Source organism: Tepidanaerobacter sp. EBM-38 (genome assembly GCA_001896545.1).
Taxonomy (GTDB): Bacteria; Bacillota; Thermosediminibacteria; order Thermosediminibacterales; family Tepidanaerobacteraceae; genus Tepidanaerobacter.
Genome location: MPOT01000065.1, coordinates 15,399 through 35,539, shown reverse-complemented (window position 1 = coordinate 35,539; position 20,141 = coordinate 15,399). Strand labels below are relative to the sequence as shown.

Genomic DNA, 20,141 nt, shown 5'->3' with positions numbered 1-20,141 from the left:
GGAGGGCATTATGGATAAATTCGTATCGATACATTTGGATAGGACTTCCGATGTTCCGCTTTATATCCAAATTTACAACGGCATGGTACAACTTATCGAAAGCGGTGCTATAACTTATGGAGAAAAACTTCCGCCTATTCGCCGCATGGCTTCTTTTTTCGATGTTAATACAGTTACAATAGTTAATGCATACAAAAAGCTGCAGGCAGATGGTTATGCAAAATCTAAAATAGGCAGCGGAACTTATGTGAGTTTTATCGGTAAAAAAACGCATTTGGGAGAATTCGATGTTCCAATCGAAAATATGCTTTCTCCTGATCCTGCTGCAGAATCGGTATATGTAAAAAAAGACGGTTTTATAAAGTTTGATTTTGCCGGTGCATCTATCTCGCCAAAATACTTTCCTGTAAAAGATTTTAAAGAGGTAATCAACGAGGTCTTGGACAGGGACGGCGGTTATGCATTAGAATATCAAGAAAGCAGCGGATATCAGCCGCTTAGGGAATCTATCCGTGATTTTATGAAGGCACAGCATAACCTTGATATCCCCCTTGAGGAAATACAGATAGTATCAGGAGCTCAGCAAGGAATTGATATAGTTGCAAAGGCTTTTTTAAATTACAAGGATGTGGTCTATGTGGAAGCTCCCACTTATCCGGGAGCCGTCAATGCCTTTAAGTCTAGAAATGCCCGCATTGTTGAAATTAACATGCAGGAGGATGGAGTTGATCTTGATGATTTGAAAAAAAATATAATGTCAAATCCTCCGAGGCTTTTTTATACAATGCCGGTTTTCCAAAATCCTACCGGTTATTCTTACAGTATAGAAAAAAAGAAAGAGCTGATAGCTCTTTCCAAGGAATATGATTTCTATATAATTGAAGACGATCATATTAGCGACCTTTATTACGATGAAAAACCCACTCTGCTAAAGGCTCTCGACGATTCTGACAAGGTGTTTTACATCAAAAGTTTTTCCAAACTGTTCTTGCCAGGCTTACGTATAGCTTTTCTGTGGGTTCCAAGGCGCCATTTTGATAAGATCGCTCTTGCTAAATATTCTTCGGATATATCTACTTCAGGGCTTTCACAGAGAATCTTGGATTTGTTTTTAAGGAAAAGCCTTTGGGCCGAACACGTGAGCCATCTTCAAAAAATATTTTATAAAAAATGGCAAGAAACCGCAAAGTCATTGGAAAATTACATGCCTAGCGATGTGAATTATTTCTATCCTAAAGGAGGTCATTTTTTCTGGATTAATCTTCCAAAAGGCATATACTCCACCAGTCTCTACTACGAAGCCTTGAAAAAAGGGGTTTCCATAATGCCCGGAGAGTTATTTTTTATAGATCAAAGACCGTCCGAAGGTTTTAGATTAAGTATTGCACAGATTTCGGCAAAAGATATCGAAGAGGGGATTGCCCTGCTAGCCGAAAGTATTCGGTCTCTCATCGATAATCCCCATAAGGTCTTTCAAGGCCCGAATGACCGGCCGTTATTATAGCTCTAACTATAATTCTTCTTTTTCAAAAAATGGTATGAGATTTACTCTGGCATTTCCTACGTGGTTTGTCATTGCTTTCTCGGCGGCATCAGCATCATGAGCTGCTAAGGCATCATAAATATCCCGATGCTCTTCTAGCGAGTGAACTGCTCTTCCTGCAGCTTTTACGGAAACCAGCCGCGCCCGCTGAATAAATTGGTGAAAATTAGTAAGCACCGATTCAAGTGGCCTGCTATTGCTTGCTTGGAATATTATATCATGGAACTTAGAGTCCAATTCCGAAAGCTTTTCTGTATTCCCTTTCTTAGTATAAAATTCCATAAGGTCTAAGGTGTCTTTTAGTTCCTTTAGTTGAGCATCGGAAATTTTTTCTGCAGCCCATCTGGCGGCCAAACCCTCTATCGTTTTTCGGATAGTATAAATATCGTCAATATCTTGAAGGGTAACTCCTTCAACGATAACGCCTTTGTTTGGAATACTTGATACCAAGCCCTCAAGTTCCAATTGTCTGAGTGCTTCCCTTATAGGTGTGCGGCTAACACCTAATTCTTTTGCCAGCTTCATCTCAATCAGGCTTTCACCGTGTTTATAAGTTCCGTCTAATATTGCTTTTTTTAGACTATTATATATTCTGGCTCTAAGGGAATACCCGGTATCCTGAATATCGGATGTCATATAAAAACCTCCCTGAATTATTAACAATAAAGTTCTCAAGAGTTCCATATCAATTCTACTATACATTTAAAGTTTTTTAAAGCAAATCTTATGCTCTTCTTTTTAGCTCTCACTTACAATATTTCTATTAATTATTAATATTAACACATTATTATACAATTGATTCTTTTGGGAAATTACAAAATTTACTTGATTTGCCATAAAAGCTGGTTTATAATAAAATTACGCCAAACCTACAATTTTCTACAAATTCCTACAATTACCTGTATAAACAAACAGCAGGATGAGAAGGGAGAGGTCAAAAATGCCAAAAAAAAGCGGCATGCTCAACAGTAAAAAGTTCAAACAAAGCACTAGTATCGGCAGGTTTATCACTTTCAGCATTTCTATACTGATAGTAATCATTTGCAGCACTTTAGGATATATGTCATATATGCGTGCGGCGTCGACGATTCAAAGCAGTGTTTCGGAACTGTTACTGGCACAAGCTAAAGCTCATGCACAATCTATAAAAATGTGGAACGAAAAAATAGCAGCCGAGCTTGAAAGTTGTGCTGCAAAAATAAGGGTACGCAATATGGTTTGGGACGAACAAAAACCGGCTTTATTAGAAGATAAAGAACGTTTAGGCTACTATAATATAGGAGTAGCAGACTTGAACGGCAATGTTGTATACATTGACGAAACGCAGGATACCGTAAATAGTGAAAAATTCTTTAAAGATGCACTTGTTGGTAAAACAAGTTTTTCAGATCCTGTCTATAAAAACAATCAATTGATTATATATTTGGCAGCTCCGATAAAAAATGAGGGCAAGCAGGTTGGCATATTAGTAGCAGCATTAGATCATAAAAAAATGAATGATATGATTGCCGGCGTTCAGTTCGGCAAGACCGGCTATGGGTATATGATAAACAGTGAAGGAATAACCATAGCACATCGGGATACACAGCTTGTCGTAGACAAGGATAATACTGTACAGAGTGCTGAAAGCACGCCCGAGCTTCAGGGTTTGGCAATATTGGAGCAAAAAATGGCCGAAGGCGAATCCGGTTTTGGAGAGTACGAGTACAAAGGTGTAGTAAAGTATATGGCATTTGCGCCGGTCGAGGGAACTGATTGGTCAATTGCCTTGACTCAGGAAAAAAGCGAGATATTCGCAGGTCTTAATTCCATAAGACGAAATACTATCATAATGACAATTGTTTTTATAGCACTTGGAATACTGTTTGCGTTTTACATTTCTAAAGCTATAAAAACCCCTCTATTAGAGGTGCAGAAGTATGCCGCGGAGCTTGCAGAAGGCAATCTTACCAGGTCTATCGATACTAAGCGGCGGGATGAATTTGGTGCGGCAATAAGAGCACTTAACACCGCAGTAGTAAGTTTTAAAAATATAGTAACAAATATACAGAAAATAGCACAAATCTCCGAAGATACCACTGGTGCTTTAAATGAATCTGTAGAGCAAGTAGCCGCAGGCAGTGAAGAAGTTTCTGCAACCATTCAACAAATAGCCGAAGGAGCAAGCGAGCAGGCAAAAGATGCCGAAATGGCAGTAAATTTAACTGCAGAGCTTGGCAAGAAACTTGACAACATAAGCAGCATTGCTAAAGATACCAGTGATTTTACAATGCAGACAGGTGCAAAAAGCGAAAGCGGTCTAAAGGTTATAACCGAACTGGAAAGCAACTTTGCGCAAAGCAGCATGGCAATAGAAGAGGTATCTCAAACCATAAAGGCCGTCACTGAAAAATCAGCTTCCATTTCGAATATACTTGAAACAATTACTTCTGTAGCAGACCAAACAAATCTTCTCGCACTAAATGCAGCCATTGAAGCGGCCAGAGCCGGAGATGCGGGAAGGGGATTTGCAGTAGTTGCAGATGAAATAAGGAAGTTAGCCGAACAAACTGCCATTGCAACAAAAGATATCGGCAGTATGATAAATGAAATCACCTCTGTTATACGGCAGGCACAAACATCTATGGCAAATGCAGAAAACCTGATGGGTAATTTTACCCTTTCAATGGACAATACATCTGACATATTTAAGGAAATACAAAAAGCTGTAAATGATTCAATCAAGTATTTGGCATTACTTATTGAACAAATTAAAGAAATCGATGAAAATAAGCAAAATGTTATAAGTGCTATTGAAGACATTTCCGCTATCACTCAAGAATCTGCCGCCAGCACTGAAGAAGTCAGCGCAGCAGTTGAAGAGCAAGCAGCTTCTATGGAAGAAATAACGGCTTCAATAAATGAACTTGCAAGGATGATAAAAGAGTTGTCAGATGCAACTAAGGTATTTAAAGTGTAATTTAGTAGATTATTATGTAACAATAGTGATTGAGTCTGGATATTTCAAAAACATCGGACTCAATCACTATTTATGCATTTTTGGCAGAATATATTGATTTTACTTTAGAAATCTTCGTTTTATAAATCTACGGTCAGCATATCTTGTACATCATCATATTAACAGGATGTCAATCTCGCCAGATAAAAATTGATTTTTATATTGGAGTCATGTTTAGATTGTATCAACTTAGTGCTTGAATTAGTAATTTCAAACCTGCCATTTAGACAAAATGATTGGTATTTGTTCAAGGTTTACTTTATAATAAGCTGTACAGCAGATAAACAAAAAACTTATTTATCCCAAAAATATGATTTTCTAGCTTGCTCAAATTTCATCAAAAAGGGTGAAATGTTTTGAGATTATTTAATATTTTGCTTTGCTATTTCGCTTCAGTATTCTATATATTGTTAATTGTTTTTTTGCTCTACAAAAATCCAAGGAGCAGGTTAAACCGTTTTTGTGCATTAGCAATTTTACCTTTTGCAATCTGGAGCACTGCATTCATATTTTTTAACAGTGCTGTTACGCCGGATGAAGCCATGGCATGGCTTAACATCGCTTCCATAGGATGGTGCAGTTTCCCTTCCTTCGTATTGTTTTTTTATATGGAATTTACCGGATATGACGGGGTGGTTAGAAATCCGCTGATGATGATATTGTGCATAGTTCCCGCTTTATTTTGCATTTACTGGCAGCAAGCCGGCTATATCATTGCAGGAATTATCAAGCAGCCCTACGGATGGTCTTACATAATAAAGCCAACACTTCCTCTCGCTTTCTTTATTTTATACTATATCGGCTTTGTTGCCACCAGTATTTATTTAATATACGATTATGGGCGCAAAGCAAAAACAAAGCGAGATAAAAAAGCTGCCAGATTATTTTTTATTACACCTTTACTTACGGTTATTTTAAGTTCGCTTACGGACATAATCTTTCCGCTTTTTGAAATTGCTGCCGTGCCACCCATCGGAGTTGTATTTATTCTTATTTGGGCAAACGGCTTTGTTTTTGCAATATCAAATTATAAGTTGATGGAACTAACTCCAGCAGGTGCTGCCGATGAAATAATCGCAACAATGAGTGACGCCCTTATCTTATTGGATCCTGATTATAAAATCGCCTTTGCCAACAATGCCGCCTATGATTTATTGGGCTATTCACCTGATGAACTACAAAATAAGCCTTTTGGCTTAATTACTGCTCCTACGGCAGATGAAAAGATTATTGGCAAACTTCTTGCAGGGTTCACCGATATCAATAGCCATGAAATGTATTTAAAAGCAAAAAATGGTGAAAATATACCCGTCTGGATTTCGGCATCAGTAGTAAAAGATAAGTTTGGCGAGTCAACAGGCATAGTCATCAATGCCAGGGATGTTCGAGAACACAAGAAGATAGAGCAGGACTTGCGGGAATCCGAGGAAAAGTACAGGAACTTAGTTGAACATGCTCTAATCGGCATTGGAATACATCAGAATAACAAGATAGTCTATGCCAATGAAAAGTTCGCAGCAATGCTGGGTTATACAAGAAAAGATGTAACAGGCAGATGGATTGCTGATATTATTCACCCTGAAGAGCGCAGTTTTATTTTGGAAAGGGCAGCGCGAAGACAAAGCGGCAGCAGTGAGCCGGATACTTATGAAATCCGATTTTTAAGAAATGACGGCAGCTTTTTTTATGCACTAATCAGCAATGTTTTAATTGAATACAATGGAAATATAGCAACTCTGTTTAATATCGTAGATATAACTGATACCAAGTCAAGGATTGAACTGGAACAAATTAACAAAGAGCTTGAGTCTTTCAGCTATACCGTTTCGCATGATCTGCGAGCACCTTTAAGAAGTATCAAGGGATTTGGTCAAGCATTGCTGGAAGATTATGAGGATATGTTGGATGCCGAGGGTGCGGACTACCTCCGACGAATCTGTGCAGCGGCAAAACGTATGGAAGAGCTTGTCGATGATCTGCTTGAGTTGTCAAGATTAGGACGAGCAGAGCTATGTATGAGCAGTGTAAACTTAAGCGAAATATGCTGCGAGATTGCGGCAGAGCTTAAAGACCTTGAGCCACAGCGCCAGGTAAAAATTGTGATTGCTAAAGATATTACTGCGTATGGAGATAAAAACTTATTGCGAGTAGTTATGGAAAATTTACTGCAAAATGCATGGAAATTCACCGGAAATAATCCTAACGCTAAGATAGAATTTGGTGTTATGCACTCTGAGGATGGCCCCATATATTTTGTGCGCGATAATGGCACAGGTTTTGACATGTCATATGCGGATAAATTGTTTAAGCCTTTTCAGCGGCTGCACACCGAGGCTGAATTTCCCGGCACAGGTGTGGGTTTAGCAACCGTATACAAAATTATTCAGCGTCACGGCGGAAAGATATGGGCTGAAAGCCAGAAAAACAAAGGTACAACTTTTTATTTTACTCTCCCTTTGTAAGATGTATGACCTAAAAGCAGGTCTGTTTTTGCCGTGTGTATACAAAGGATTGATTTGTATTTTTAAATGAATTTACTGCTTGTAGAGAGGAGATTTGAATGAATAAACCGCTTCGTGTACTTATTGTCGATGATTCAGAAGATGACGCCCTATTGTTGGTGCGCAAATTAAAGCGCGATGGTTTTAATCCAACTTTTGAACGCGTAGATACTCCTGAGGCCATGGAAGATGCTTTATCTAAAAACACATGGGATATAATACTTTCCGACTATAATATGCCGCGCTTTGATGCGTTTGCAGCTCTTGCCATACTTAAAAAAAGCGGTATTGACATTCCTTTTATTATCGTATCTGGAGCTATTGGAGAAGAAACAGCAGTCGCTGCCATGAAAGCCGGTGCTCATGACTACATCATGAAGGACAACTTGGCAAGATTGGTCGCTGCCATTGAGCGGGAATTAGGCGAAGCGCAGATAAGGCATAAGAAAAGAGAAACAGAAAAGCAGCTTGAGCACTCTTTTTTTGACCTGGCCGAAACGGTTGCTCGGGCAATGGATTCCCGCGATCCATATACAGCCGGACATGCTCGCAAAGTAGCCGAATATGCCCGTAAAATAGGTGAGAAAATGGAATTGGATAGGGATAAAATTAATGGGCTTTATGTTTGCGGCTTGCTTCATGATATAGGCAAGATATCAATACCTGAGAGTATTCTTTGTAAACCCGGCAGTTTAAGCGAAGAAGAGTGGGCGCTCATGTGTACACATACAATTAGAGGCTATGAAATCTTAAAGAATTGCAGCTTGCCATGGCCAGTAGCAGATGTTGCGCTGCATCACCATGAACAGTTAGATGGCTCAGGCTATCCGGATGGCCTTAAGGATGATGAATTAAACCTTGAAAACCGCATTATAAGGGTCTGCGATGTGGTAGAAGCAATGGGTTCTCACCGACCTTACCGGCCGGCAAAAAGCATTGCAGAAGTTATTGACGAACTTAAGAGCGGCCGAGGTCTTAAGTATGACTCCAATATTATTGATGTAATGCTGCAACTGTTGGAGGAAGGATGATTAACTTTTATGCCTTTTCCAATGCCTTTATCCCTGCTGATGCGGCAATAAGAATGGGATCGTAAACAGGTGATACCGGGGGTGCATAGGCAAGGTCCAGTTCATTTAGCTGGTAAGCCGTCATACCGGCAGTGATAGCAGTGGCAAAGACATCAATTCTTTTTCCAATGCCTTCACTTCCCGTCATCTGAGCTCCAACAACTTTTGCTGTGTTTTTGTCTAATACGATTTTTGTGTGAATGTATTTTGAGCCGGGGTAATATGATGCCTTGTCTGTGTGAACTATCTTAGCTGAGACTGCAGCAATCCCGGCATCTTTCGCCGACATTTCATTAAGGCCAGTAGTTGCTACATAGGTATCGAAAACCTTAGTTACCTGCGTTCCCAGAATACCGGGAAAGGCAGCACTGCCGCCTACTACATTTTCACCTGCAATTTTACCTTGTTTGTTGGCCGTAGTGCCCAGAGGGAGATAAGCAGGTTTTCTTGTCACCAAATTGTATGTCTCTGTGCAATCTCCTGCAGCCCAAACATACGGAGCACTTGTCCGCATGTATTTATCCACTGCTATGCCACCCAGAGGACCAATACTTATATTTGCATTTCTAGCAAGCCCCGTGTTAGGTTTGACCCCAACCGAAGCAATGACTATATCTGACTCAAAAGTTCTTCCGTCCTCAGTCAATATTTTTATAACATTTTCGTCAGAAGCCTGAAACTCCACAACTTTTGTATTTTTATATAGCTTGACCGAATTCTTCTGTAACTCATCTTCTACCAGTATAGCAAATTCCTTATCTATTTGCGGGAGTATGGCAGGTAGCATCTCAAATACAGTCACTTCTATTCCCCAGTTTCTTAATGCTTCAGATACTTCAAGCCCTATAAAACCTGCTCCAAGAACAGCAGCTCGTTTCACCCTGCCGGAAGACAAAAGCTCCTTAATCCTCAGCCCATCTTCTACATTTCTCAATGTAAAAATGTTTTTATGCTCAACGCCCAATATTTTAGGAACTACGGGGATTGCACCGGTGGCAATCACAAGTTGAGTGTAAGGCTGCTTAAATATGTCGCCGCTTTTAAGATCCTTTACTTTTACATATTTTTCTTGAGTATTAATATTCGTAACTTCGTGCAATGTATAGACATCAATATTTCTTTCTTTTTTCATATATTCAGGAGTATATGTAATCAGTTTATTAACATCCTTTATAACATCACCTATATAATACGGCAGTCCGCAAGAACCATAAGTTACATGCCCTGTGCGTTCAAATACCGTTATGGGGAGTGATGGATCGCCTCTACGCGCCCTAGCAGCTGCACTCATGCCTGCTGCAGTGCCTCCGATTACAACTAAATGTTTATCCATTAGAAAACTTACCTCCCTAGCCGAATATCCATCTTAATTCTATAACAGACTCATATCCCCGCAAATTACCTAGACAAATTCGCTTTTGCCAGTAGACTTTTGTTCGCCCTGATGGAAAAATAGTCAAGAAAAATATGTTGAGATTTTAGGTAAACATTGACTTTTTAAAGTAATGACAAGTTTATCTTTGACCATATTTTTCAATAATGCCCATTTCATCCATCAATCTCTTTAACTCCTCAAGCTTTTCCCCTCTTAACTCCGGGTAAGGCCTGCGCAGCTTTCCGGCAGGGAGACCGAGAATATTCAAGGCAGCCTTTATTACAATTGGATTTGAAAACCAATACAATGCTTCCAGCAGAAGATAATACTTAAAATACAGCCTGCGGCTTTCCTCAACTTTATCTATGCTGTCCCACGGCCTTGCAATAATAGCCATCTCTTCAGGAATTATATTCCCGCCTATATTTGCAGCTCCATGACCTCCTATGGCGAGCGTTGGCAATAAAATGGAGTACTGTGGGAAATCACAGCACAGTATATGCACTCTGTCCCCTACCCGCCGCTTAACCTCTACCAGATGCTGAACGCTTCCCATGGCCTCTTTGTCTGCCACAAAATTAGGGCACTCATCAGCCAAACGTCCAATGGTATCAGGCTTAATAAAAACCCCTACTCGGCTTGGATTGTTATAGATGGCAACAGGTATCGATACCGATTTGGTGCAGGCTAATAAGTGTTCCGCCAAGGCTGTCTGTGGTGGCAGCAAATAAGGCGGTGCGGTATATACCAAGCCATCGGCCCCTTCACTTTCAGCATACTGGCTGAATTTTATGGTTTCCTCAGTTGTAGGAAATGTAGCTCCGAAAAATACCGGTATCTTCCCTTTTGCGTATTTCGATACACGCCTTACAATTTCTTTTCGCTCATCTTCTGACAGCAAAGTAACTTCCCCTGCAGATCCCATCACTAGCAATGTTGATGTACCATGTGCTGCTTGATGGTCAATAAGAATCTCAAAACCTTTCCAGTCAATTGTTCCTGATTCGTTAAAGGGTGTAGGTATGGCCACCCAAGAGCCAATAGGTTTATACATATTCTAGCCTCCTGGAAATATTTGTATAATTTAGATATTGTTTGGGTCAAAGTATACTCTTTATGTTTATCAAGTTCATTTAATTATATATTTTTTATTAGTATAAATAAAGGGGAGATTTCTTAATAGTAAAATAAAGGTTAAAGCCCGCACCTTTATCTCAGATACGGGCTTTTTCGCTAACCTATAATACAAGGCATCAGTCTTGCTCTTTATTCCATTTTATGTTTGCTTTACTAATACTGAATTATTTTAAAACCCTTCGCTAGAAGCATTTATCAGGCATAATCTTCCGACCCATCATCCTTCATATATTTCTCTGCAATTCCTGTTACCATAAGAGCTATTGCACCATCCCCTGTGACATTACACGCTGTTCCAAAGCTGTCCTGAAGTGCGAAGATAGAAAGCACCATGGCAACTCCTGCCTGATCAAAACCAAGTACACTTGTAATAAGGCCCAAGGATGCCATAACCGTTCCGCCCGGCACTCCCGGTGCAGCAACACCAAAAAGTCCTAAAAGAAAGATAAATGTTATCATCTGCGTAAGCGGCGGCATCGTGCCATAGAGGATTTTAGAAACAGCCATTACAAAAAATGTTTCCGTAAGTACAGAACCGCAAAGGTGAACAGTATTGCAAAGCGGTATTACAAAATCTTGAATATGCCTCGGTATTTCATTATTTTTATGGATACACTCTAAAGCTATCGGCAGTGTTGCAGCACTTGACATGGTACCTACCGCTGTCATATATGCGGGGCCATAGTGTTTTACAACATTTAAAGGATTTTTGCCGGATATAACCCCGCCCAGTGTATACAGTACTGTAAGCCATATTAAGTGGCCAAGTATAACAAGGACTATTATTTGTAGAAAAACAGGAAGTTGTCTTGTTATACTACCTTCATAGGCAAGGCCCGCAAAAGTTGAAGCAATAAAAACAGGCAGTATAGGAATCACGATATTTTGAACGATATATAAGACCATTTTTTGAAATTCTTGCAATAATTTCTTTACAGTCTCAGCTTTAGTATTTGCAGCTGCAATGCCTACCATTAAAGCTAATGCCAACGCACTCATTACACTGAATACTTGAGGTATGTTAAGTTCTATTATAGGATTTGGAATTTCTCTTAAATTACCTAAGTTTGAAGCAATCGATAAATGCGGTATTATAGCGTATCCTGAAATCATTGCGAATGCTGCAGCTCCTACCGATGATAGATATGCCAATAAAATAGTAACAGTCATAAATCGGCTAGCATTAGATTTAAGTTCAGCTATTGCAGGTGCTATGAATCCCAGGATCACCAAAGGAATTGTAAAGAAGATTATCTGACCTAGGAAATACTTAATAGTCTCTATGACTACCATAACATTTTCTGGAACTATAAGACCGAGAATAATACCGATAACAATACTTACCAGCAGTTTGACTATTAAACTGCTGCCCCCTTTGTTTTTTGACATTAAAAACACCTCCTAATTATAATTTATACATATAATATGGTATTTAACAACATCATCCATACCTTCAAAATGTGGTTATGGATGAAAATTATCAGTATATCATCAATAATACCATAATTATTGGCATTTCCCCAACATCACCTCCAAAATTGTTTTATCGGTATTTATCATACCGTCAGTTGACACCTTGCCAAGATTTTGTATGGTTTTTTCGGCCGTTTCGTCTACAATTCCATCATCAGAGGATATTACAATGTCATTTAATGCCATCGAGGCCGACTCCAATGCAGCATCTACAGAGATGGAAAGTTTAAAAGCACAGCCAGGTTTGCCGCCGTCGCAAATGATTCCCGCCATAGTGCCTATCATGTTTTTGATAGCACCTTCAATTTGTTCGAGACTGCCTCCCAATATATATGCAATACCTGCACTGGCACCCACCCCCGCGGCCACCCCGCACCCGCAGACAGGGGAAAGAGTGCCTGTGTAACTTTTTACATAGATGGTAACCAGTAGACTTAAAGTGACTGCTCTGATTATCTTTTCGTCATCCATTTGCTTTTTCTCTCCCACGGCAACTACGGGCAGTATGGCGGTAAGACCATGGTTACCGCTGCCTGCACAGCTCATAACGGGAAGAGGATAGCCCGACATACGCGCATAGCTTGCAGTTGAGGTGAGAAATTTGGCATATTCTTTATAATTCATATCTTCGATGCAGACCCCGCCGCTTAAAGCTCTACCGTATTTGCTGCTTATACCTGCTTCGGCCATCTTTTTATTCATTTTGATTCCTTTAGCAACCAAGCCCAAATCGTTCGTATCTATTTGTTCTACAAATTCCTTAAAATCCCTTATACTCATTTTTTTAATATTCTCTTTTAATGAAACCTTATCTGTGCCTACCGATTCTTGTTTAAATATAATTTTGCCGTTTTTTTCTACCAAAACTATATTATCATGTTTATCTTTTATAACGACTTTGCTTTTTTCTTGATTGCAAAATGCGGTAACCTCTACATATAATCCGACTATTTTTTCGGCAATGGCAACATAAATAATATTGCTATCTATAATTTCATGAGCCTTTAGTATATCTTCTTCAGTTATATCTTTCAATACTTCTAGCTTATACTCCGACTTACCTGCCACAAGCGCCAGCGCCGAAGCCATATAAAGGCCCTTTTCTTTGGTTCCGGGTATTCCAACGGCAAGGGCGTTTTTGAATATATTCCTGTCTACCTTAATTTCTACCTTTTCTGGTAAGCTACCAAGGGTTTCCTTGGCCTTGGCTACGGCTAAAGCTACTGCTATGGGCTCTGTACAACCCAGTGCAGGAGTTACCTGGTCTTTTAGTATGTCAAGTAAGAGTGCATTTATCACTATCGCCATATTACCCCTCCTTGTGACTGTATAATTAGTATTTTTGGCATATTGAATTGTTTAAACTTTTTGTGCGCATATCTTCGTAAATATATTAATGCAAATTATGTGCCATAAATGCAATTAAATATTCTAATATGCCTAGAAATTGCATACAATCAACATTTGCAGGGGATTAAATAACAATAAGTAGTTTCAGATAATATTAAAAAATTAATTTATTATTATCAAAAATGCGAAAAGGCAAATGCATAAAGTATCTCCAGCGGCTAAAATGCGTCATTTCTCAAATTTGATAGTAGAATTATCATTTATGAGAATTCAAGACAGGTTATTTACATTTTTCAGTAATTTTGACCCTACTTACTAAAAAGTTAACTCAGACATTAAAATATTTATTAAAGTTTTTAATTTAGAATAGCACAAAAAAAGAAGGTTTCTACAGTAAAATCAACTTTGATTCCAGTGTAAAAACTCTTCTGATATGAAGATTACGGCAAATGATCCATTTTAAGCTGGACCGTTATTGTTCTTAAATTACACCTATTGATTTGTCAAATCTAATTCTTTTAACTTGCGGTATAATGTAGCGGTGCTTATGTTGAGTTTTTCAGCTATTTTTTGTTTGGCTTCTGTGCTTTCTCCATAATGGCGCATCAAATCCTGGATTATTTGTTTTTCATATCTTGCCACCATTTCTTTAAGTCCTCCCGTTTCCGCCGTATCAGGGGTATTTCCTACACCAATTTTTTTTAGAAGCGTTTTGCCCTCAAGAAACTCGCTCTTTTCAAAAATTATGCCATACTCTATGAGATTCTCTAGTTCTCGGACGTTTCCGGGATACGTATAATTCAATAAAATCTTTTTTGCCTCTTTTGAAATTCCTTTAAGATTCTTGTGATAAATCTTCGTATATCGCCTGAAAAAGACCTCAGCTAGTTCCAAAATATCCTCAGGATGCTCTCTAAGTGGCGGAATTTTAATTGGAACTACATTTAATCGATAGAATAAATCTTCGCGAAATTCACCTCTCTGCACCATCGCCTGAAGGTCTTTATTAGTGGCGGCTATTATCCTCACATCTACTTTAATGGGCAAAACTCCTCCCACTCTATATATTTCTTTCTCTTGGAGCACCCTTAGAATTTTAACCTGCATATGAAGCGGCAAATCACCTATTTCATCTAAAAAAACTGTCCCGCCGTTTGCGCTTTCAAATTTACCTACTTTCCCTTTTGGATTTGCACCGGTAAATGTACCCTTCTCATAGCCGAACAATTCGCTTTCTATCAAGCTGTCGGGAATGGCGCCACAATTAATAGGCAAAAATATTTCATGCCTTCTCAAGCTTTCATGATGTATAGCCCTTGCGAAAAGTTCCTTCCCTGTGCCGCTTTCGCCGAGAAGTAATACTGTTATATCTTGGCTTGCTATTTGCCTTGCCTGCTCCTTTACCATGGTAAATGTGGGACTGCTGCCTAAGATTTTATTAAATGTAAAGGTTTCAGGGTTTTCACTGATTTTGAAAATCGAGCGGCGTAATTTGTTAAAATCTTTTAAGCTAGCCACTACTCCCGCTGCCTTATGCTTAAAAATTATTGGCTTTGCCGAAAGCAGAAATCGATGGCTTTTGCCGTTTACATTTATTATTTCCTCTTGGTCTTTTATTTCATTGTTTGTCTTCAAAACCTTCGTTATGCCATTACCTGGAAGAATTTCGTCTATGTCTTCCCCCACAACATCTTCAGCGTTTATATCGAACATCCGGCATGTCCAATTATTTATGCATAAAATTTTCCTATCATCGTCGATCGCAATAATTCCCTCATCTACTGAATCGATAATTGTTTTAAGTTCAATAGACTTATACTGCAACTCCTGATGTAAAATTTTTTCCTTAATACTTGAAGCTATGAGTTTGCTCATACGGCTTACAAAGTTCATATAGTTAAGCCGGTTTTTTATGAAGGCCTCTTTTTGTTCAGGGCTAAAGGCTATCATGCCAATTACTCCCGCAATACCGCTGTCGCTTTCTATGGGATAACAAACTTCAGCCTCTTCACGGCAGTTTTGCTTGCCGCTGCAGTTTACGCATTCTTCACATGTTCTTGGTTCTGTAATAACATACTGTTTGCCGGTTTTTATGCATTTTTCGAAAACAGAATTTTTTGCTGCATATTTGCCTATTTTTGCATAATACTTACCTGTTCCGGCAATTCGTTTCAATGAACCGTCAAGGATAGTTACATCAAGACCTGTAACAGACATTATCGCCTCAGCTATTTCCTGCAGTTCCTTTTCTAGGTTTTCTAAAGGCATTATAATACCTCCACTTACTCATTCTTTTTATTAAAAATATGTATTGTATATGTGGATAAAAGGCCACATCTCATAACAAGAGCAGACCAACCACCAAAGTCAATAATATATGGCAAGAATAGGCCAGATGCCAAGGATAATAATGTGTTATGATCAGGAAAACAAAGATAATCACGTGTAACAACAGGCTGTCCAATAAAGTTAATATTGTGCAATAGGCGGGAGACCAATGGTCTCCCCTACAGAAACAAACGATTTAACAACATGTCTGGTTTTTGCGCATATAACATACGTATTGCCAACATGTCGTGGTTCCGGACGTAACATGTGTATTACTGGCATGTCGGGTTTTTGCGCATATAAACGCACGTATTACCAGCATATCGGGTTTTCCGTATATAACCTTATATGAACTGCCAGCTATGTTGGTTTTTTTGTATACAACATGCGTATTGTCAACAGTGTCGGGCTTTCCGTATGCAATATACGTATTACCAGCATGTCTGGTTTTCCGTATGCAATATATGTAATGCCGACATATCTGGTTTTTGCGCATATAACATACGTATTGCCCAGTAGGGGCGGTCATCGACCGCCCGCTGTACCAGACTATCCCCTTACAATAACGCATGATTCTCAGTCCTGTAGAAGCAGTCACTGACCGCCAGCTTCACGATAGCGCATCATTTTACTTGGGAAACATTTTGCCCTAAGCTAATATTCTATAAATTGCTCGAATTCCCTTTTTTAATCTGACTAAAACAACATTGATTCCACTGTAAAAAGTCAGTTTTACCGTAAAATATCTATATATTGTTTTTGTTATAAAAACGCGGGAGACCAATGGTCTCCCCTACAGATATTGATAATTCTGAGGGTTTCCGTACTGGAATCAAAATTAATTTACTTTTTATTCTGCTGTACAAAGTTGATTTTGACCTAAAAATATCAATATTTTATTCCCTAATTATTGTCAGACACGCTATATGCTACCATAAATTTTAAAAAAGATTTCTACCTTATAATCATTTTTTGCCTTTTTATTCTGTCATAACGGCAGGAGACAGCCAGATTAATATAATAAAGTAGAAAAAGATAGCAAATTTCGCTATAATATAGTAGTGAACTATAGTCAGTAGTAAAGAGGTGATTTTAATGATTGACAGGATAGTTCAACTTTTAAAATCCGCTCGATACGCAATGGCTCTAACCGGTGCCGGAATTAGCACTGAAAGTGGCATCCCCGATTATCGCAGTAAGGGCACTGGGCTTTGGGAGAAAGTCAATCCGGCCGAAATGGCCAGTATATCGTATATGCTGTCAAATCCGAAGGAATTCTTCGAATTTAATATCACTCAATGGTCTAAATATGCGGATGCCGAACCTAATGTAACACACCGTGTAATAGCTGCCATGGAAAAGGCGGGCTATCTTCGTGGCATCATCACTCAAAACATCGATAATCTTCACTACAAGGCAGGCTCAAAAAACCTTTTTGAGGTTCATGGGCATCTCCGTACAGCCCACTGTATGAATTGTGCCAAAAAATACGAATTTGATGAACTGGTTAATCAATTTTCCAAGGGGATAAATCCCCCTCGATGTACATGTGGTGGTCTGATACGGCCTGATGTGGTGCTTTTTGGCGACCCTATGAGCGGAGATTTTTATAGGGCTTTGGAACAAGTACAAAAATGCGATCTTTTGATAATCGCTGGCAGCAGTTTGCAGGTTTATCCTGTGGCAGAAATTCCGCTCTACTGTGAAAAATTCATCATAATCAATCGGGAACCCACTCCTTTCGATGAACGAGCTGAAGTGGTAATTCATGACACTGCTGGCAAAGTCTTTGAAAGTATTGCGGAAAAATTAGATATCTACTATTAGTAAATTAATACATCTTAAGAAGGTGCATACCTTAAGGCGGAAGACTATGCTTCAGGGTGGAAACCTACGACTTCTATCTGTACAAACATTATCTCACAACAATAGTGAGATATAAAAGATATATAGTTGTCAAACTATAACTTTATTATAACGAGGAGGATAAATATTGATACACATTGTTACCGACAGCTCCTGCGACTTGCCAGATGAATTTCTTGCACGCCATAATATCCCTATTGTTCCTTTAACTATCAGGTTTTCAGACGAAGAATATAAGGAAAAAATAGATATTACTCCGGAAGAATTTTACAGTAAAATGACAGCGTCAAGCACGCTGCCTAAGACAGCTCAACCTTCTCCGGCAGCTTTTTTAAAGGTCTTTGAGGAAACGGCTTCACCTGGAGATGAAATTTTATGTATTACTATTTCCTCAAAGCTCAGCGGGACTTTTCAGTCGGCAAACGTGGCAAAAACCATGACATCCATCCCTGTTACGGTTTTTGATTCACTTGCCGCATCGCCGGGACACGCCCTGCAAATTATGAAGGCAGTGGAACTTAGGGACTCTGGACACTGCATGGATGAGATTGTTGATGCTCTTTCAGAGTTTCGCCGAAATATGACCATATTTATATACCTGCAAACCCTTGAGAATATCGTAAAAGGCGGCCGCATAACTCGGTTTCAGGGAACCGTTGCTAATATAATGAATATCAAACTCATATGTGAGGGTATCGAAGGTGAGGTTGTGCCTTTGGAAAAAGTCCGCGGCAACAAAAGGGCTTTGGAGCGCCTTATTTCCTTAATCGGCGAAAGGGGAAAGCAGGATTTTTCAAACAAAACCATTTACATTACACATGCCCAAAATCTTCAGGATGCAGAATTTTTGAAGGCCGAACTTATAAATAGATATAATCCTTTACAAGTCCTGGTTTATCCAACAGGCCCCACTGTTGGAGCTTACACAGGCGTAGGCGGCCTTGTTATAACTTTTTAGCAGGGAGGTCAGATTTTTTGCCGAAAGAAACCTTAGTAAAAATATATGACAAATTGCTTGAAGCTTTTGGTCCACAGCACTGGTGGCCTGCTGATGATGATTTTGAAATCATTGTCGGGGCTATTTTAACTCAGAGTGTTTCCTGGAAAAATGTCGAAAAGGCTATTGATAACCTAAAGGCAGAAGGCCTTCTGTCATTAGATGCCGTACTTGCAGTAGATAAAGATAAACTTGCCGCTCTTATAAAATCCACTATGTATTATAATCAAAAAGCCCTTAAGCTGAAAAACTTTTGTCGATATATCAAACAAAACTATGGCGGGGATATTTATTCCCTGTTTGAAAAAAGCATTCCCAACATGCGTGCAGAGCTTCTGAGCATTAAAGGCATAGGACCGGAAACTGCCGACTCAATTATCTTATATGCGGCTGAAAAACCCATCTTCGTAGTTGATGCCTATACGCGAAGAATCTTTTCTCGTCTGGGATTCTTGCCTGATGATGTAAAATATAGCCAAATGCAGGATTTTTTTATGAGTAACCTTCCCTCTGATGTGAATCTTTTCAATGAATATCATGCTTTAATAGTGCGTCTGGGAAAGGACTATTGTAAAAACAAAAAACCTCTTTGTAACGAGTGTCCTGTAAAAAATCATTGTTCAAACATATAAATCAATTTAAGCATAGAAAGCTCCCCCTGCAAAGATAATGGTATACAACTTAAAGCAAGGCCTGTTGTTCTAAAATGGCCTTGTTTCAAAGGTGTTGTTTCCCCGACTTTGCTAAATACATGCCCGCATCATTACTTTAAAGATGCGGGCATGTGTTTTTTATTCATTCTTAAGCACTTTAACGACTTCTCCGTAATAAATGGTATGGTAATCGTTGTCTTTATACCAACGGTCTTTTATCTCGTCTGAGAGCAGTTCCGGTTCCATGGTATTTTTGTAAACTATCTTGCAGACAATATGCAAATCCCCTTCGGCGATGTAGGGTGATTCTATGCCCTCCACATATTTGGGAGTGAGATTATATTCTTTAAACTTATCAATATCCCTTCCGCTTTTGCTTCCGCACTTGGCTATAATCTCTTTTAGCTTACCTTCCGTCGAAAAACTCACCGTAAAGGAATCGGCATTTTTGATTACATCATGAGTAAATCGGGAAAATCTCACCATAACCGTTAATATAGGCTTATTCCATACACGGCCTAAGGTGGCCCAGCCTATGGCCATTGTGTTTAACTTGCCGTTGGATTCTACTGTAAGTAAGGCTCCATCCGGCAGCTCATTTATTATTTTTTCAGATACCTTAGCAATATGTAGTTCTTTCACGATAAATCCCCTCCAATTCACATTGCTTCTTTCTTATACTATTGTGCCACTATTTCAATTATATATCAATTTGCTGGTTTTTTCTACGCCAGTTCTTTTTTCCTGCAAAATAAACTAAAAATATTGTTACTATTCAGAGGCTGAAAACGACTTGTAATCCTGAACGTAGTGAAGTATCTTTGTTGTGATTTTTGATAAATTTAATAAT

General features: G+C 39.0%; 14 protein-coding genes. 7 read left to right on the top strand and 7 right to left on the bottom strand.

All coding sequences use genetic code 11. From position 1 onward, the window contains the following. Window positions 1-10: 10 nt before the first annotated feature. Window positions 11-1,504 carry a PLP-dependent aminotransferase family protein gene (locus tag BUC45_RS07660; RefSeq protein WP_296971388.1) on the top strand — a complete coding sequence of 498 codons (1,494 nt, stop codon included), beginning with the start codon at window positions 11-13 and terminating at the stop codon, window positions 1,502-1,504. Between the two features lie 6 nt (window positions 1,505-1,510). Here BUC45_RS07660 and BUC45_RS07655 read toward each other — a convergent pair whose 3' ends face one another. Further along, a complete protein-coding gene (locus tag BUC45_RS07655) occupies window positions 1,511-2,179 on the bottom strand; it encodes a GntR family transcriptional regulator (protein ID WP_296971387.1) in 669 nt (222 codons plus the stop codon). A 304-nt stretch (window positions 2,180-2,483) separates the two neighbouring features. Between BUC45_RS07655 and BUC45_RS07650 the strand changes: the two genes are divergently transcribed. The 3 genes from BUC45_RS07650 (at window position 2,484) to BUC45_RS07640 (ending at window position 8,073) form a co-directional block, all read left to right on the top strand. Then, the gene (locus BUC45_RS07650; protein WP_296971385.1) at window positions 2,484-4,502 is read left to right on the top strand and encodes a methyl-accepting chemotaxis protein; all 2,019 of its coding nucleotides are present in this window, start codon (window positions 2,484-2,486) and stop codon (window positions 4,500-4,502) included. A gap of 395 nt (window positions 4,503-4,897) precedes the next feature. Then, window positions 4,898-7,003, top strand: a complete 2,106-nt coding sequence (locus tag BUC45_RS07645) for a PAS domain S-box protein (RefSeq protein ID WP_296971384.1) — start codon at window positions 4,898-4,900, stop codon at window positions 7,001-7,003. 98 nt (window positions 7,004-7,101) lie between these two features. Further along, on the top strand, window positions 7,102-8,073 hold the full coding sequence (locus tag BUC45_RS07640; protein WP_296971382.1) for an HD domain-containing phosphohydrolase: 972 nt from the start codon (window positions 7,102-7,104) through the stop codon (window positions 8,071-8,073). 7 nt (window positions 8,074-8,080) lie between these two features. Here the strand turns inward: BUC45_RS07640 and BUC45_RS07635 are convergent, their stop codons facing one another. From BUC45_RS07635 to BUC45_RS07615, 5 genes are all read right to left on the bottom strand, one after another. Continuing rightward, window positions 8,081-9,445 carry an FAD-dependent oxidoreductase gene (locus BUC45_RS07635; RefSeq protein ID WP_296971381.1) on the bottom strand — a complete coding sequence of 455 codons (1,365 nt, stop codon included), beginning with the start codon at window positions 9,443-9,445 and terminating at the stop codon, window positions 8,081-8,083. Between the two features lie 181 nt (window positions 9,446-9,626). Beyond that, the gene (locus BUC45_RS07630) at window positions 9,627-10,541 is read right to left on the bottom strand and encodes a 4-hydroxy-tetrahydrodipicolinate synthase (protein ID WP_296971379.1); all 915 of its coding nucleotides are present in this window, start codon (window positions 10,539-10,541) and stop codon (window positions 9,627-9,629) included. Between the two features lie 278 nt (window positions 10,542-10,819). Beyond that, the gene (locus BUC45_RS07625) at window positions 10,820-12,013 is read right to left on the bottom strand and encodes a dicarboxylate/amino acid:cation symporter (protein WP_296971376.1); all 1,194 of its coding nucleotides are present in this window, start codon (window positions 12,011-12,013) and stop codon (window positions 10,820-10,822) included. Between the two features lie 117 nt (window positions 12,014-12,130). Then, a complete protein-coding gene (locus BUC45_RS07620; RefSeq protein ID WP_296971374.1) occupies window positions 12,131-13,405 on the bottom strand; it encodes an L-serine ammonia-lyase, iron-sulfur-dependent, subunit alpha in 1,275 nt (424 codons plus the stop codon). A 534-nt stretch (window positions 13,406-13,939) separates the two neighbouring features. Continuing rightward, on the bottom strand, window positions 13,940-15,715 hold the full coding sequence (locus BUC45_RS07615) for a sigma 54-interacting transcriptional regulator (protein ID WP_296971373.1): 1,776 nt from the start codon (window positions 15,713-15,715) through the stop codon (window positions 13,940-13,942). Window positions 15,716-16,870: 1,155 nt separating this feature from the next. On the opposite strand from BUC45_RS07615, the gene BUC45_RS07610 reads away from it, so the two are divergent. The 3 genes from BUC45_RS07610 (at window position 16,871) to BUC45_RS07600 (ending at window position 19,270) form a co-directional block, all read left to right on the top strand. Next, window positions 16,871-17,602 (top strand): NAD-dependent deacylase, encoded by a 732-nt coding sequence (locus BUC45_RS07610; RefSeq protein ID WP_013779569.1) that lies wholly within the window; start codon window positions 16,871-16,873, stop codon window positions 17,600-17,602. Between the two features lie 166 nt (window positions 17,603-17,768). Continuing rightward, the gene (locus tag BUC45_RS07605; protein ID WP_296971371.1) at window positions 17,769-18,599 is read left to right on the top strand and encodes a DegV family protein; all 831 of its coding nucleotides are present in this window, start codon (window positions 17,769-17,771) and stop codon (window positions 18,597-18,599) included. A gap of 17 nt (window positions 18,600-18,616) precedes the next feature. Then, a complete protein-coding gene (locus BUC45_RS07600) occupies window positions 18,617-19,270 on the top strand; it encodes an endonuclease III domain-containing protein (protein ID WP_296971369.1) in 654 nt (217 codons plus the stop codon). A gap of 159 nt (window positions 19,271-19,429) precedes the next feature. On the opposite strand, the gene BUC45_RS07595 is transcribed toward BUC45_RS07600, so the two are convergent. Continuing rightward, window positions 19,430-19,933 carry a flavin reductase family protein gene (locus BUC45_RS07595; RefSeq protein ID WP_296971367.1) on the bottom strand — a complete coding sequence of 168 codons (504 nt, stop codon included), beginning with the start codon at window positions 19,931-19,933 and terminating at the stop codon, window positions 19,430-19,432. Between the last annotated feature and the right edge of the window lie 208 nt (window positions 19,934-20,141).

Bases quoted from the DNA above. Each gene is read 5' to 3' on its own strand.
- BUC45_RS07635 (WP_296971381.1), bottom strand. From the start codon at position 9,445: ATGGATAAACATTTAGTTGTAATCGGAGGCACTGCAGCAGGCATGAGT.
- BUC45_RS07660 (WP_296971388.1), top strand. From the start codon at position 11: ATGGATAAATTCGTATCGATACATTTGGATAGGACTTCCGATGTTCCG.
- BUC45_RS07630 (WP_296971379.1), bottom strand. From the start codon at position 10,541: ATGTATAAACCTATTGGCTCTTGGGTGGCCATACCTACACCCTTTAAC.
- BUC45_RS07615 (WP_296971373.1), bottom strand. From the start codon at position 15,715: ATGCCTTTAGAAAACCTAGAAAAGGAACTGCAGGAAATAGCTGAGGCG.
- BUC45_RS07640 (WP_296971382.1), top strand. From the start codon at position 7,102: ATGAATAAACCGCTTCGTGTACTTATTGTCGATGATTCAGAAGATGAC.
- BUC45_RS07655 (WP_296971387.1), bottom strand. From the start codon at position 2,179: ATGACATCCGATATTCAGGATACCGGGTATTCCCTTAGAGCCAGAATA.
- BUC45_RS07650 (WP_296971385.1), top strand. From the start codon at position 2,484: ATGCCAAAAAAAAGCGGCATGCTCAACAGTAAAAAGTTCAAACAAAGC.
- BUC45_RS07610 (WP_013779569.1), top strand. From the start codon at position 16,871: ATGATTGACAGGATAGTTCAACTTTTAAAATCCGCTCGATACGCAATG.
- BUC45_RS07625 (WP_296971376.1), bottom strand. From the start codon at position 12,013: ATGTCAAAAAACAAAGGGGGCAGCAGTTTAATAGTCAAACTGCTGGTA.
- BUC45_RS07620 (WP_296971374.1), bottom strand. From the start codon at position 13,405: ATGGCGATAGTGATAAATGCACTCTTACTTGACATACTAAAAGACCAG.